The sequence below is a fragment of the Vreelandella sedimenti genome, from assembly GCF_013416325.1.
GTDB classification, from domain to species: Bacteria; Pseudomonadota; Gammaproteobacteria; order Pseudomonadales; family Halomonadaceae; genus Vreelandella; species Vreelandella sedimenti.
In genome coordinates this window covers 76,145-89,096 of record NZ_JACCGK010000006.1, presented here as the reverse complement: position 1 = coordinate 89,096, position 12,952 = coordinate 76,145, and the positions used below count along the sequence as shown (strand labels likewise).

Below are 12,952 nucleotides of genomic sequence, written 5' to 3'. Positions count from 1 at the left end.
TGAGGAGGGGAAAACCTAGGGCGGAGTCATCAGCCCTGAAGTGGATAGTGCTTGTGTTGCATTTGAGAGGGTCATTACCGTTATGCCTTGCTGTAAGAAGAACGCAAAGTTAAAGCGTGGTGCCATAAGCCGCGGCATTCTAGCAGCAATTAGCGCTCTTTGCATTCTTGCTACATCCTTTGCAGGGTGCCCTCTAGATTGAATTTGGCGTACCATTGCGCTCGAAAATGATGTCTTATCAAGTCCCAACTATTTACGTTGAAGCGGCATACGCAACACACTTGTCGATCAAAGAGGAGCAGCACATGAGCCAATCTATTGCAGTCATCAAGGGCGACGGTATCGGCCCCGAAATTATGGAGGCCACGCTGCGAGTACTCGACGCCTTAGATTGCGGCTTAACCTACCACCACATCGATGCTGGTTTAGGCGCCCTTGAAAAGCATGGCACGCTGATTCCCCAGGAGTCGTTGGATGCCATCGAGAAATACGGCATTGCGCTGAAGGGCCCGCTAACCACGCCGATTGGCAAAGGCTTCTCCTCTATTAACGTACAGCTGCGCCGTCACTTTGATCTTTACGCTAACGTGCGCCCGGCGATTAGCTTCCCCGGCACCCGCTCACGTTACGACGGCATCGACATGATCACCGTGCGCGAAAATACCGAAGGCGCGTACCTTTCCGCCGGCCAGGAGATGATCGACGACGGCGATACAGGCATTTCGGTGATCAAAGTAACTCGCAAAGGCTCCGAGCGCATTATGCGCTACGCCTTTGAGCTGGCCAAAAACAACGGTCGCAAAAAAGTCACCGCGGTACACAAAGCCAACATTATCAAAACCAGCTCGGGTTTGTTCCTGGACGTAGCGCGGGAAATTGCCAAAGAGTATCCCGAGATCGAATTCCAAGAGATGATCGTCGATAACGCCTGTATGCAACTGGTAATGAACCCACATCAGTTTGATGTGGTGGTCACTACCAACCTGTTTGGCGATATTCTCTCTGACCTTTGCGCTGGCTTAGTCGGCGGTTTAGGTTTAGCCCCGGGAGCGAACATCGGCGAAAAGGCTGCGATCTTTGAAGCAGTGCATGGCTCAGCGCCGGATATCGAAGGCAAAAACATCGCCAACCCCTGCGCCTTGCTGCTCGCCGCAGCACAAATGCTTGATCACCTGGGCATGACAGAGAAAGGCACCGCCATCCGCCAGGGTATCCGTACCGTGCTGGAAACCCGCCGCGATATGGTCACCCCCGATATGGGCGGCACTGGCTCTACCGACTCCTTCGCCCAGGCGTTGGTTGAGTACGTACAAAGCTAACGGTTTGGTTTGGCTTAAACATTGTTAAAACGGTAACGCAACAAGTGCAACGCATTGAGGGTGACCAGCACGGTCGCCCCAGTATCCGCCATTACCGCGACCCACATCCCCGTAATCCCCAGCGCCGTAGAGACCAAAAACAGTGCTTTGAAGCCAAGCGCCAAGGCCACGTTGGTTTTTACATTGCGCATGGTCGCCTGGGAAAGTGCGATCATCTCGGCTATTCCGCCTACGCGGTTTTTAAGCAGCGCGGCGTCGGCGGTTTCAAGCGCCACATCGGTACCGCTACCCATGGCTATGCCCACTTCTGCCGCTGCGAGTGCCGGTGCATCGTTAATACCATCGCCCACTTTACCCACCGGCCCAAGCCCTTGCGCCTGCCAATCGCGCACGCGCTGGGCTTTATCTTCCGGCATTAGCTCCCCTTCTGCTTCAATCCCAAGCTGCTCAGCGATGGCAGCAACGGTGCGGGCGTTGTCTCCGCTAAGCATCACGGCCTGCACGCCTAGGCGCTCTAACGCTTGAAGCCCTTCGCGAGCATCTTCACGGGGTTCATCACGCAGTGCGATTAGTCCTAAAAGGCGCTCACTTTCTATCCCGTCCTCTCTTTCTATCCCTGTTTCTATCCCTCTTTCTAGCAATACGGCCAAGCTTTTGCCCTGCGCTTCCAACGCCGCAATACGGGTTTCTATCTCACCGGTTTGCTGGGTGAAAGATTGTAAATAGCGCGGGCTCACCAGCATTAACTCGCGTCCTTCGACGCGCCCGGCAACGCCCTGCCCTGCTAGCGCACGGGCACCTTGCACAGTAGGCACCGGAGCTCCCTTCTGCTGGTCATAATAGTTACTGATCGCCACAGCTAGGGGGTGGCTCGAGCCCTGCTCCAGAGCGGCAGAAAGACGCACTATCTCAGCGCAACGGCTTTTATCAAGATGGCTACCAGCTTCAAGGCTCTCCACATCCGTCACCGTGGGTTTGCCCGCGGTTAGCGTACCGGTTTTATCCAGCGCGACCCGCTTGAGTTTGCCTAATTGCTCTAATACCGCGCCGCCTTTCATCAGCAGACCATTGCGAGCGCCCACCGATAACCCAGCCGCAATGGCCGCGGGTGTCGAGATCACCAGCGCACAGGGGCAAGCAATGAGCAGTAACGCTAGGGCGCGGTAGATGGACTCAGACCACAGCATCGTCGACACCAGAGGCGGTATGACAGCGACCAGAAGTGCTACCCCGACGACCGCAGGCATATAGTAAAACGCGAAGCGGTCAATAAAACGCGCCACCGGTGCTTTCGCCGCCTGAGCCTCTTCCACTAGCTTAATCACCCGGGCGATGGTGTTGTTTTCAGCACTACGGGTTACCTCGACCTCAAGCACCCCATCCAGGTTGACGGTGCCTGCAAACACTGTCTCGCCTTCGCCACGCTCCCGCGGCACCGACTCGCCGTTGACCGGCGATTCATCGATTGAGGAGTGACCAGCAATAATTTGCCCATCACAGGGCAGCCGGTCACCGGGGCGTACCTGCACCCGTTGCCCCGGCATCAGAGACGCGGCAGCGACTTCCCGAGTTTCGCCCTGTTCCAGTAACCGCGCAGTAGAGGGAGTCAGCTTGGAAAGCGCCGAAATACTGCGGCGTGCTTGAGCGGCAGCGACGCCTTCCAGCATCTCCCCCACCGCAAATAGAAACACCACCACTGCCGCTTCAGCGGCGGCGTTTATCGCCAGCGCCCCTAGGGCTGCGATGCTCATCAGCATTTCAATGGTGAAGGGGTTACCCATCTTTAGCGCCTGCCAAGCACGCTGAATAACCGGCACAAGGCCAACGACCGTTGCGGCGATGAATGGCCAACTGCCCAGGGTGGGCCAGACGAATTTCAGCCCCAAGGCAAGCGCCAGCAATACACCACTGATAATCACCAAACGTCCTTTAGACGACTGCCACCATGAGGACGGCTTTTTCGATTCAGCTGTGTTCACCGACTCATCAATTACCTGGTAGCCCAGGGCCGTGATCGTTGACTCAATATCGGAATGTGGCAGGTTTTTACCAGGCGGTGCGGTTAATCGCACCGAGCCGGCGACAGAACTCGCTGAAACTTGTTCAACGTGACTTAAGCGCTTTAGCGCCGTTTCTACCTTACGTTCGCAGCCGCCGCAGTCCATGCCCTGCACGCGCAAGGTGGTAGATGCGTTCGCCGCTTGTGGCGTCTGGTGTTGTGTCGTTTTAGCAGGTGTGGTGTCACTCATCGCTCTTCGCTCCAAGTTCGTCTATCTTAAGAGCAGCGTAATACCTATAGTCACTAGAGGTTCAAGTAATGAAAGATCAAAATCCTGAGCTAGCCACTACTGAGCGCTATATCGGCATTGGCGAACTGGCACGCGAGTCCGGCTGCAAGCCAGAAACGGTGCGCTACTACGAACAAATTGGGCTGCTGCCTTCAGCACCGCGCAACGAAGGTAACCAGCGGCGCTACACCACAGCCTCCATCCGCCGTTTGACGTTTATTCGTCATGCGCGGGATTTTGGCTTTTCGGTGGAGGCGGTACGAGAGCTTTTACAAATGGCGGATTACCCCGACATGCCCTGCGAGGAGATCGATAGATTGGCAAAGCGTCATCTTGCCGAGGTCGAGGCTCGACTCGCGCGCCTCACCTCTGTACGCGATGAGCTCAAACGCATGATCAATCAGTGTGCGGGAGGCAGTGTTGGCCAGTGCTATATTATTGACGTGCTCAGCGACCACCGCCTGTGCCACCAAACGGGGCCTCACGGTGGCGCCGATGTCATCGGTTAACCCAGCCACACATCTAAGAACAGCATAATCACCAGACCCATCGCCAAGCCAAAGGTGGCTTTTTTCTGGTGGCCGCAGCGATGAGTTTCGGGAATGATTTCGTGGCTGATCACATACAGCATCGCGCCAGCGGCAAAGGCCAGGCCCCAAGGCAGCAGTATTTGGGAAACGCTGACAATACTGGCACCAAATAGCCCACCAACGGGCTCAATTAGGCCAGTTAAAGCTGCAATCGACCAGGAGCGCCACTTTGAGTAGCCCTCGCCCATTAAGGCTACCGCAACGGCGAGCCCTTCTGGCATATTCTGTAGGCCAATACCGATCGCCAGCGGCATACCGCCCTCTAACCCATTGGCCCCAAAGCCGACGCCCACTGCCATGCCTTCCGGCAGGTTGTGGATAGTAATCGCAAACACAAACAGCCACACCCGTCGAAGCGATGCAGCCTCCGGCCCTTCACGGCCCTGGGCAAAATGCTCATGGGGCAGATGCTCGTTAAGCAGCGCAATCGCGCCCATCCCTAACAAAATAGCTGCACAGACAATTGCGGCGGGCACGGGGCCACCGGAATAATAGATTTCCGCAGCGTCGAGCGCTGGAATAATCAGCGAAAAGAACGACGCTGCCAGCATTACCCCTGCCGCAAAACCTAACGCCAAATCGCGAAAGCCACGGCTAGGCGTTTTACCCAGCAGCACCGGTAGCGCACCCACCGCCGTCAACAATCCAGCAATTAAGCTGCCCAAAAACCCTAATAACAACGTATTTTCCATGGACAGCATAAACTCGGTTGGCAATCAGAAAGGCATCAATGAGAACGACACGTTGTTGTCTAACGTGGTATCAACACGTACTTTAACGCATTAATGCCTAATGAATAAATAACGATGGTCTTCATTAGCACGATGCCATTAGTGCGCCTTGGGAACATTAAAAAGGGATTCTCGTGCCTCATTCCGCTACGTTCGCCGCCGCCCACTTTACGCAGCTACGACCCCGCTTAGTGGCCTTTGCGCGCCTGCAGTTACGCGATGCTACCGCCGCTGAAGATGCTGTACAGGAGACCCTCCTCACCGCCTTTGAGAAAAGCGCCACCTTTGAAGGGCGCTCCGAGTTCGAGACGTGGGTATTTGGCATTTTAAAATACAAAATTCTGGATCAACTGCGTCAACAGCGCCGTCAAGGAACCTGGCAACCGTTAGGCCTGGGCTTAGATGAGGACACCCTTGACCGTCTATTTCAACAGGATGGACACTGGCAGAGCGCTGCCCGCCCCAGCCACTGGGGAGAACCTGAGCAGGTGTTAGAAAACCAGCGTTTTTGGCAAGTATTTGATGCCTGCTTGATAGCCTTACCGGAGAGTATCGCACGCGTATTTACCTTGCGTGAACTCATGGGGCTTTCCACCACAGAGATCTGTAAGGAAATCGGCATTACTGAAACCAACTGTTGGGTTATCTTACACCGTGCGCGTTTACGGCTAAGAGAGTGCTTGGATCATGGTTGGTTAAATTAGCTGAGGGGAGCCTGATATGCTTATGTGCCGCGAAGCCACGGAGTTGATGTCTTTAAAACAGGACAAAATATTAACATTGCGTGAGAAGATGGCTCTTCGTCTTCACCTATCGATGTGCCGGGATTGCCGTCACTGCGCCCGCCAATTCGATCTGTTGCACAACATTAGCGACCACCACCCCGCCTCGCGACTCTCTTCCCGCAAAACGCTAGACGATTAGCTTTTTCGGCTAGATACAGCAAACCATTACTCTCTCCTGCTTCGCTTCTTCGTCAGCGAATTCCTACGTATGCCCAACAAAAACATTGTATAGAGTCCATTTAATGGCCCATACAAAAGCCAGCGCATAGGCGCTGGCTTTTCGCTTTTTACATCACTCTATTAACGTAGTGGCGTCTTGCGCAGGTAAGGCAGAACCGTTTCGTACTCGCCATACTTTTGCTTGGCATCCGCGTCAGAAACGCTAGGCGGAATAATTACATCCTGACCTATCGTCCAATCGGCTGGGGTGGCAACACCGTGCTTCGACGTGGTTTGCAGCGCATCTAGGGCGCGTAGGATTTCCGCAAAGTTTCGCCCTACGGTCATTGGATAGGTCATGGAAAGCTTCAACTGCTTATCGGGCCCGATAATAAACACCGAGCGCACCGTTGCGCTGTCTGCTGGCGTGCGGCCATCGGGCAGGTAGGCGTCTTCCGGCAGCATGTCATAAAGCTTTGACACCGTAAGGCCGTCGTCGGCGATGATCGGAAAATCGACTTCGCTACCGCTGACGGTTTGGATGTCATTGCCCCAGCGTTTGTGGTCTTCAACGCCATCCACGGAAACACCGATCACTTTGGTACCGCGTTTCTTCCACTCTGCGCTCAGCTGCGCGACGGCACCGAATTCTGTCGTGCAAACCGGGGTAAAATCTTTAGGATGCGAAAACAGGATCGCCCAGCTGTCGCCAATCCAGTCATGAAAACGAATCGGCCCTTGGCTCGTCTCCGCTTCGAAATCGGGCACGACGGCATTAATACGTAATGACATGCTTTCCTCCTCAATGGGCGTTAGACGCCCTAATAGCTTATTTGACTTTCAACACCTTCACTATAGATCATTCAGCGCTAAGACAGCGAGTCGTAGCACAACGTTCACTCGCTCTGCCAAGCGTAGTCTAACGGCGTAAAAGCCTGAATATAAATGCCTGTAAAAGCAGAACGGCGCCCGAAGGCGCCGCTTTAGACCAACAAACAGTGAGTACCTTCTTGGGGATTACTCGGCTGTTTTGGCGTCTTTATCTTCCCGCTTAACCCGCTTTATCCACTGCTGTTTAGCATAGTGGCGTAGATTGGCCACATTGTCGGTCTCATCGACAATATCTTGCCCCAGAATGGTTTCGATAATGTCTTCTAAAGTGATTAAACCTACAAAGGTGCCGTGCTCATCGTAGACAACCCGCATGTGCAGGTGATCTTTTAGCATAGAGGTGAATACCTGCTCGATGTTATGTGAGACGTCCACGCTGCTAATCGGATGCATCAACTCGCGCATCGTTTTGGCATCGTCGGCGTGATACATATCTGCTTTATGCACATAACCAAAGGCCTGCTCACCGTTGTCCATCACTGGGAAGCGCGTGAACGGCGCTTTGCCATACTGCTCATCGAACGTTTTTACGGTCATGTCAGGCAAAACGGTTTCACACACCGTGCGCGGCGTCATCGCTTTGCTGACGACAATATCGTGCAAGTTGAGCATATTGATAATGGTGCGCGACTCGTCCGCGTCCAGCACCTTCTCTTCCAGGCCGACGCGGGCAAGTACTTTAATTTCATCACGCAGATCGACATCATGCTCTGACTTACCTAGCCGGCGGGTGATCTGCTCCGACATCCAGATAAAAGGCAGCAAGCCAATGATCATCGGGGTTAACAAGCGTGGCAAATACGGGGACAAGCCGCGCCAGTACGTCGCGCCTATGGTCTTCGGAATAATTTCCGACAGTATTAAAATCGCCATTGTCATTACCGCCGAAACGATGGCAATAGAGGCTTCGCCAAACACGACCGCCGCCTGAGCACCCACTGCAGTTGCACCCACGGTATGAGCAATCGTATTGAGCGTCAAAATAGCGGCTAGGGGCCGGTCGATATTAGCCTTCAGGCGCGTAAGCGAGGCGTGCAGCTTGGGGTTATCTTCTTTCTGTTTAGCAATGTAGCTGGGCGTAATTGAAAGAAGCGCCGCTTCAAGGATGGAACATAAAAACGAGAACGCGATTGAAAGGGTAGCAATCGTGATTAGGAGGAACATGGTCGCCTAGGGTGGTGGGTTGTCAGGCGTTTATAGGGGTAAGTCTCTCGGCTGTCAATGACCCAGACTGCCCTTCAACAAACGGTCAAGGCTTAGTGAAAAAAGGGATGCTCATGTAAGACTCGTCATCACGCTTGGCATATGCCACTTAACACGATTGCGCCCCTCATTTTTTGCGCGATACAACGCAAGGTCGGCATAGCGTAAATCAGCCTCCCAATGATCGGTGCAGTCGCTGGGCCTCACTTGGCCCGCGCCAATACTGACGGTCACATTGACTGCCCCTTCACTCGTCCATACAGGCTCTGCAGCTATCGCTTTTCGCAATGCCTCAAGCGTCGGCGCACCTTGGGTATCATACAGGCAAACACCGAACTCTTCTCCGCCCATGCGGGCAACGAGATCATCAGATCGCAGATAGCTACTTAAGCGAAAAGCGACTTCTTGCAACACCTCGTCCCCCACTTGATGCCCATACTTGTCATTAATCGACTTAAAATAGTCAATATCAATAATGGCAATAGTAAAGGTTAATGATGATTGAGAATAGAAACCATGTACACGTTCTATAAAGGCTCGACGGTTAGGCAGTTTCGTCAACACATCCGTTTCAGCTAAGTAGCGTAACTTCTGTTCTGCATTCAATCTTGATTTCTCAACTTCCAATGCATAAAACAGTGCCCCCAATGTATCTAACAAGGGGTGAAGAAACTGGGCGTCTTCGTCTGTGTAATCCTCTTCTTTATTTGCCAGCCCAATCATCCCTACCGTTTCATCACCAATCTTGATAGGCAGCCCTAAAAAGCGAAGTAACGGCGGATGCCCTGCCGGCGTTCCTCTAGACGCGTGGTGACACCGAGGCTGGTTCGCCATTACCACACCACCGCTAGTGATGACATGGCCAAAAAGGTTATCCAGGCTGTTGAAGAACAGTTCACCACGCTGGTAGGCACGATACTGCTCATTTGTTTCTGCACTCCAGCTGATATTGGAAAGTGCGTGTATAAACAGTGATTTTTCGCCTGTTTCTTGCATTACTACTTGACCGATCAACCCAAACTGGCTCTCTGCAAGCGAAAGGAGCTCATCGAAAATAAGCTCGCAGGAGTGGCGAATATTCTTTTCATGAAGAAAAACGCTTTGCGCCCGATTCATAAAATCCAGTAGCTGTACCTGCTTTTGTTCACGCAGCTCAGCCCTCTTCCTTTCTGAAATATCGCGCGTCACACAGGTCATTCGCAGCGGACGCCCGTTACTGTCGTTAGCCACCACGCGACCACAGGTGCTGACCCATACCCAGTGGCCCTGGGCATGACGCATGCGATATTCCACATTGAGCACCGAGCCCTCCTCGGCTAGAGGAGCGCTAATCTCCCTGTTGAGTCGAGCGGTATCCTCATCATGCACCAGGCTTTTCCAGAAGCGGGAACGACTTTCGACCTCGTCCAGCCGCAGTCCTAGAAGCTCGCACCAATGCTGGTTGAACACATTGTAATCGTTGACAATCTCCCAGTCCCAGACGCCTACATCAGCGGACTCAATCATCATTGCAAAATCGGCACTCCGGAGCCCGGCCCCCGGCTCCCCGTTGAGACGGATATAGTCACTTATAAAATAACCAAGCGATTCCAGAAAGCGTAGATCCTTGGGGGAAAGCGTATTGGGTTGGTTATCCAGCAAACAGACAGCGCCAACCTCTCGGCCACCAGCCATCAGCGGTACTCCCGCATAAAAACGGATCTTCGGCTCCGCAACGACCAGCGGATTGTCACGGAAATCCGGATGCAGGCTTGCATCTTCAATGACAAGCGGTGAACCCAGTGCCACTACGTGGCGGCAAAAAGCATCCTCTAACGAGGTAATGTCGACATCCAAGCCTGCTTTTGCAATAAACCACTGCTGTTGACCAATAATCGAAATCAGTGCGATGGGGAATTCAAAGAAATCGGCTACAGAGGCGACCAGCCTGTCAAGCGCATCTGTGTCAACACCATAGGTAAGTTTGTATTGACTGATGTATTGCCATCGTTTGTTTAACATGACAATGCTTTCCTCCGCCGCCTTGGGTCATCTCCCATTACCTACCAAGCTATACTTTATCAAGTAGCTAATCAATATTTGCCATCGCAAATATAAATCAATAATTTAATTTTTACCTACAAAGGCTAAAGCCTCTCAGGGAGAGTTATCTATCAAACCTAAAGGCACCAATTGAAATTTATACGAAACTAAAACACACAAGCTGATAGAAAACATAAAGAATTTTTCATGCTGCTATCAGGAAATCTAAAAAAGTAGAAATTTTTTTAAAACATGCCATAGTTAATTTTAGTTCACCACCTCTGCCTGAACATGCATAATCCAGCTAAAAATACAGAGAAGGTCAAATGTACAACCATTTTCTTAATGCATCTCTCTATGAAGCATTACTAAATCATACAGCCTGTATTTTTTTACACCACAGGGAGCTATCAAGCACGCCAGCCAGCGGTTTCTGGAGGTTATGGGTTACCGTCTGCAGGACATCAAGGGACAACATCACCGTATCTTCTGCGATCATACCGAAACACAACGCCCAGCGTACCAGTCATTTTGGCTTTCGCTTGCCGCTGGTAAAAGCCACCATGGGCGTTTTCGTCGCTTCAAAGAGAATGGCGAAGAGGTATGGCTTGAAGCAACCTATCTGCCTATCTGTACTCGCACGGGGAAGGTGACTGAGATCATCAAGGTGGCGAATGAAGTCACCGCCAGCCATCAGGAAGCCAGGCATCAGGATGCGCTGTTACATGCGCTCCACCGTTCCATGGCCGTGATCGAGTTCTCCCCTGAAGGCTATATCCTGGATTTGAACAACAACTTCGAGAAAGTCATGGGCTACCGTAGGGAAGCGCTGATCGGCAAGCATCACAAGATGTTTTGTCGACCCGATTTCTATCGCCAACAGCCTCACTTTTGGCAGAACCTTGCCAGCGGTGAATTTACCAGCGGGCGCTTTGAAAGAGTGGATGCACAAGGCAAGTCAGTATGGCTTGAAGCAACCTATAACCCTGTCACGGACGCAGAGGGAAATGTCATTGAAGTCGTCAAATTCGCCAGCAATATCACGCCTCTGGTCGAAAAAGCCACTGCGACATCCGGCACAATCAGCTCTGCACAGAGCAGTACATCACAAATTGAGCAAACCGCAAAAGATAGTCTCGATCATCTGGATGAAATGGTGAAAGGGTCTGAACAGGCAGCGCTAACCCTGTCCAAAGCTCAGGAACTGATTGATGCCCTGCATAAGCAGTCTCAAAGCATCAATACCATTACCGCATCAATTGCGAAAATTGCCAGCCAAACCAACCTGCTCTCGCTTAACGCTGCAGTGGAAGCCGCCCGTGCGGGCGAACAGGGGCGTGGTTTTGCGGTGGTTGCCAACGAGGTACGACAGCTCGCCAAGGGAGCCACTGAGGCGGTGGCTCAAATAACCCAAGTACTGAACGACAATAGCAGTCTGGTGGAACGCACGTCCCAAGCCATGCAACAGGTCATCGAACAAGGCAAGGCCAGCCAAACCAGCGTCAGTGAAATTGATGCCATCGTGAACAGAATTCTTCACGATGCACGCAACGTTTCCAGCTCTATCGAACTGCTCGCTGCAGATACGCATATCTAGCAACATCAATTTTCATGCACAGGGATGCGCCGCCTTTACAACTGAATACCGGCAGCAAATGACGTTGATACAGGTAAGTGGGGGAAGTGCAAAAAAGCGTCGCTTCCTGGCGCCTTATGTCCTCAGCGGCAACGCGGCACCAATGGCAACAAAGATGCCGCCGCAAGTGCGGTTGAAGCCGCGGCCAACTCGTTTCAGCCAGTGGCGAATGCGGTTAGCCATATTGGCAAGCAGGCCTTCCACCATACATTCGATAGCCACAAACGTGCCTGCCAGCACGAAATATTGCAGCATCAAGCTGCGCTGTGGATCGATAAACTGGGGGAGAAAAGCGCTAAAAAACAACAACACCTTGGGGTTGGTAACCGATGCCAGTACCCCCTGGCGGTACAGATGCCACCCGCTCGCTGGGCTTGCGCTCACATCCACCTCACCCGTAATCGGTGGTGAGCGCCATACCTGGATACCCAACCAAATAAGATACCCCCCGCCGACCCATTTCAGCACTGTTAACCACACTACCGACGACTTGAGCAGCGCACCAATGCCAAACATGCACAGGGCAATAATCAGCATAAATCCTGTGGCGCCGCCTACGATGGTAAATAGGGTTCTACGGCTGCCATGTAGCGCGCCGTGGGTTAGTGCTAGCAGGCCGTTTGGCCCAGGCGAAAGCGAAAGGCCAAGGCAGGCGATTAGGTATAACAGCCAAGTGTCCAACAGCATAGCAACGCCTCCCCCATGAAAAAAAGCCTTTAATGAGCCAGCATGTCACTGTTGGTTGGCGTTTTCCATTCGTTAAAGTACGCTCAATAAGAACGCCTTCCCTTTGCTACATGTAACATGGGGGAGGCGCCGTCTAATAACCCTTTTACTGCCACATAACGCTTAGGCGAACACTTCAGTCCACTCGCTACGCTTGGCCAGTAGGCCTTTGGCCAATTCTTTAGCGCCTTCCAGGCTGTGGCTGGCGGCCCAGCCGCACTGCATTTCGTTGCAGGCAGGTACTTCAGTGGCTTCGAGCACGTCGTTCAGGGTTTGTTCGATGATAGTGATCACACCGTCGTAGTCGTCGTGGTTGATCATCGCGATGTAGAAGCCGGTTTGGCAGCCCATGGGGCTGATATCGACCACTTTATCGGTGTGATTGCGCGACAGCTCAGCCATCAAGTGCTCAAGTGAGTGCAGCGCCGGCATCTCCATATGCTCTTTATTGGGCTGGCAGATACGCAAGTCATATTTATGAATACGGTCGCCGTTCTGGCCTTCTTTAATATCGGCTAACCGAACGTACGGGGCTTTTACCTTGGTGTGATCCAGATTAAAGCTCTCGACGTTCATCTTTTTATCGGTCATGTTGGCTCCTT

General features: G+C 52.6%; 12 protein-coding genes. 5 read left to right on the top strand and 7 right to left on the bottom strand.

Going from position 1 to position 12,952, the window contains the following annotated elements:
• The first annotated feature begins 305 nt into the window (after nt 1-305).
• Nucleotides 306-1,319 (top strand): isocitrate dehydrogenase, encoded by a 1,014-nt coding sequence (locus HZU72_RS08105; RefSeq protein WP_180091326.1) that lies wholly within the window; start codon nt 306-308, stop codon nt 1,317-1,319.
• Between the two features lie 14 nt (nt 1,320-1,333).
• On the opposite strand, the gene HZU72_RS08100 is transcribed toward HZU72_RS08105, so the two are convergent.
• Nucleotides 1,334-3,568, bottom strand: coding sequence for a heavy metal translocating P-type ATPase (locus tag HZU72_RS08100; RefSeq protein WP_180091325.1), 2,235 nt, complete (start codon nt 3,566-3,568; stop codon nt 1,334-1,336).
• A 68-nt stretch (nt 3,569-3,636) separates the two neighbouring features.
• Here HZU72_RS08100 and HZU72_RS08095 point away from each other — a divergent pair, with 68 nt between their 5' ends.
• Nucleotides 3,637-4,116 (top strand): MerR family transcriptional regulator, encoded by a 480-nt coding sequence (locus HZU72_RS08095; RefSeq protein WP_180091324.1) that lies wholly within the window; start codon nt 3,637-3,639, stop codon nt 4,114-4,116.
• On the opposite strand, the gene HZU72_RS08090 is transcribed toward HZU72_RS08095, so the two are convergent.
• Nucleotides 4,113-4,889 (bottom strand): ZIP family metal transporter, encoded by a 777-nt coding sequence (locus tag HZU72_RS08090; protein ID WP_133729851.1) that lies wholly within the window; start codon nt 4,887-4,889, stop codon nt 4,113-4,115. The two genes, HZU72_RS08095 and HZU72_RS08090, sit on opposite strands and share 4 nt — an antisense overlap.
• Before the next feature lie 173 nt (nt 4,890-5,062).
• Between HZU72_RS08090 and HZU72_RS08085 the strand changes: the two genes are divergently transcribed.
• Both HZU72_RS08085 and HZU72_RS08080 read left to right on the top strand, forming a co-directional pair.
• The gene (locus HZU72_RS08085; RefSeq protein ID WP_180091323.1) at nt 5,063-5,632 is read left to right on the top strand and encodes a sigma-70 family RNA polymerase sigma factor; all 570 of its coding nucleotides are present in this window, start codon (nt 5,063-5,065) and stop codon (nt 5,630-5,632) included.
• A gap of 16 nt (nt 5,633-5,648) precedes the next feature.
• Nucleotides 5,649-5,852 (top strand): zf-HC2 domain-containing protein, encoded by a 204-nt coding sequence (locus tag HZU72_RS08080; protein ID WP_180091322.1) that lies wholly within the window; start codon nt 5,649-5,651, stop codon nt 5,850-5,852.
• Nucleotides 5,853-6,013: 161 nt separating this feature from the next.
• On the opposite strand, the gene HZU72_RS08075 is transcribed toward HZU72_RS08080, so the two are convergent.
• The 3 genes from HZU72_RS08075 to HZU72_RS08065 all read right to left on the bottom strand — a co-directional run bounded on the left by HZU72_RS08075 (nt 6,014) and on the right by HZU72_RS08065 (nt 9,967).
• Nucleotides 6,014-6,664 (bottom strand): peroxiredoxin, encoded by a 651-nt coding sequence (locus HZU72_RS08075; protein ID WP_180091321.1) that lies wholly within the window; start codon nt 6,662-6,664, stop codon nt 6,014-6,016.
• A gap of 225 nt (nt 6,665-6,889) precedes the next feature.
• Nucleotides 6,890-7,927 carry a CNNM domain-containing protein gene (locus HZU72_RS08070; protein WP_180091320.1) on the bottom strand — a complete coding sequence of 346 codons (1,038 nt, stop codon included), beginning with the start codon at nt 7,925-7,927 and terminating at the stop codon, nt 6,890-6,892.
• A 111-nt stretch (nt 7,928-8,038) separates the two neighbouring features.
• A complete protein-coding gene (locus tag HZU72_RS08065; RefSeq protein ID WP_180091319.1) occupies nt 8,039-9,967 on the bottom strand; it encodes a diguanylate cyclase in 1,929 nt (642 codons plus the stop codon).
• 463 nt (nt 9,968-10,430) lie between these two features.
• On the opposite strand from HZU72_RS08065, the gene HZU72_RS08060 reads away from it, so the two are divergent.
• Complete coding sequence (locus HZU72_RS08060) at nt 10,431-11,585, top strand: methyl-accepting chemotaxis protein (protein ID WP_235976034.1); 1,155 nt, start codon at nt 10,431-10,433, stop codon at nt 11,583-11,585.
• A gap of 114 nt (nt 11,586-11,699) precedes the next feature.
• Here HZU72_RS08060 and HZU72_RS08055 read toward each other — a convergent pair whose 3' ends face one another.
• Both HZU72_RS08055 and HZU72_RS08050 read right to left on the bottom strand, forming a co-directional pair.
• The gene (locus tag HZU72_RS08055) at nt 11,700-12,311 is read right to left on the bottom strand and encodes a LysE family translocator (RefSeq protein ID WP_180091318.1); all 612 of its coding nucleotides are present in this window, start codon (nt 12,309-12,311) and stop codon (nt 11,700-11,702) included.
• 162 nt (nt 12,312-12,473) lie between these two features.
• Nucleotides 12,474-12,941 (bottom strand): S-ribosylhomocysteine lyase, encoded by a 468-nt coding sequence (locus tag HZU72_RS08050; protein ID WP_022522331.1) that lies wholly within the window; start codon nt 12,939-12,941, stop codon nt 12,474-12,476.
• Between the last annotated feature and the right edge of the window lie 11 nt (nt 12,942-12,952).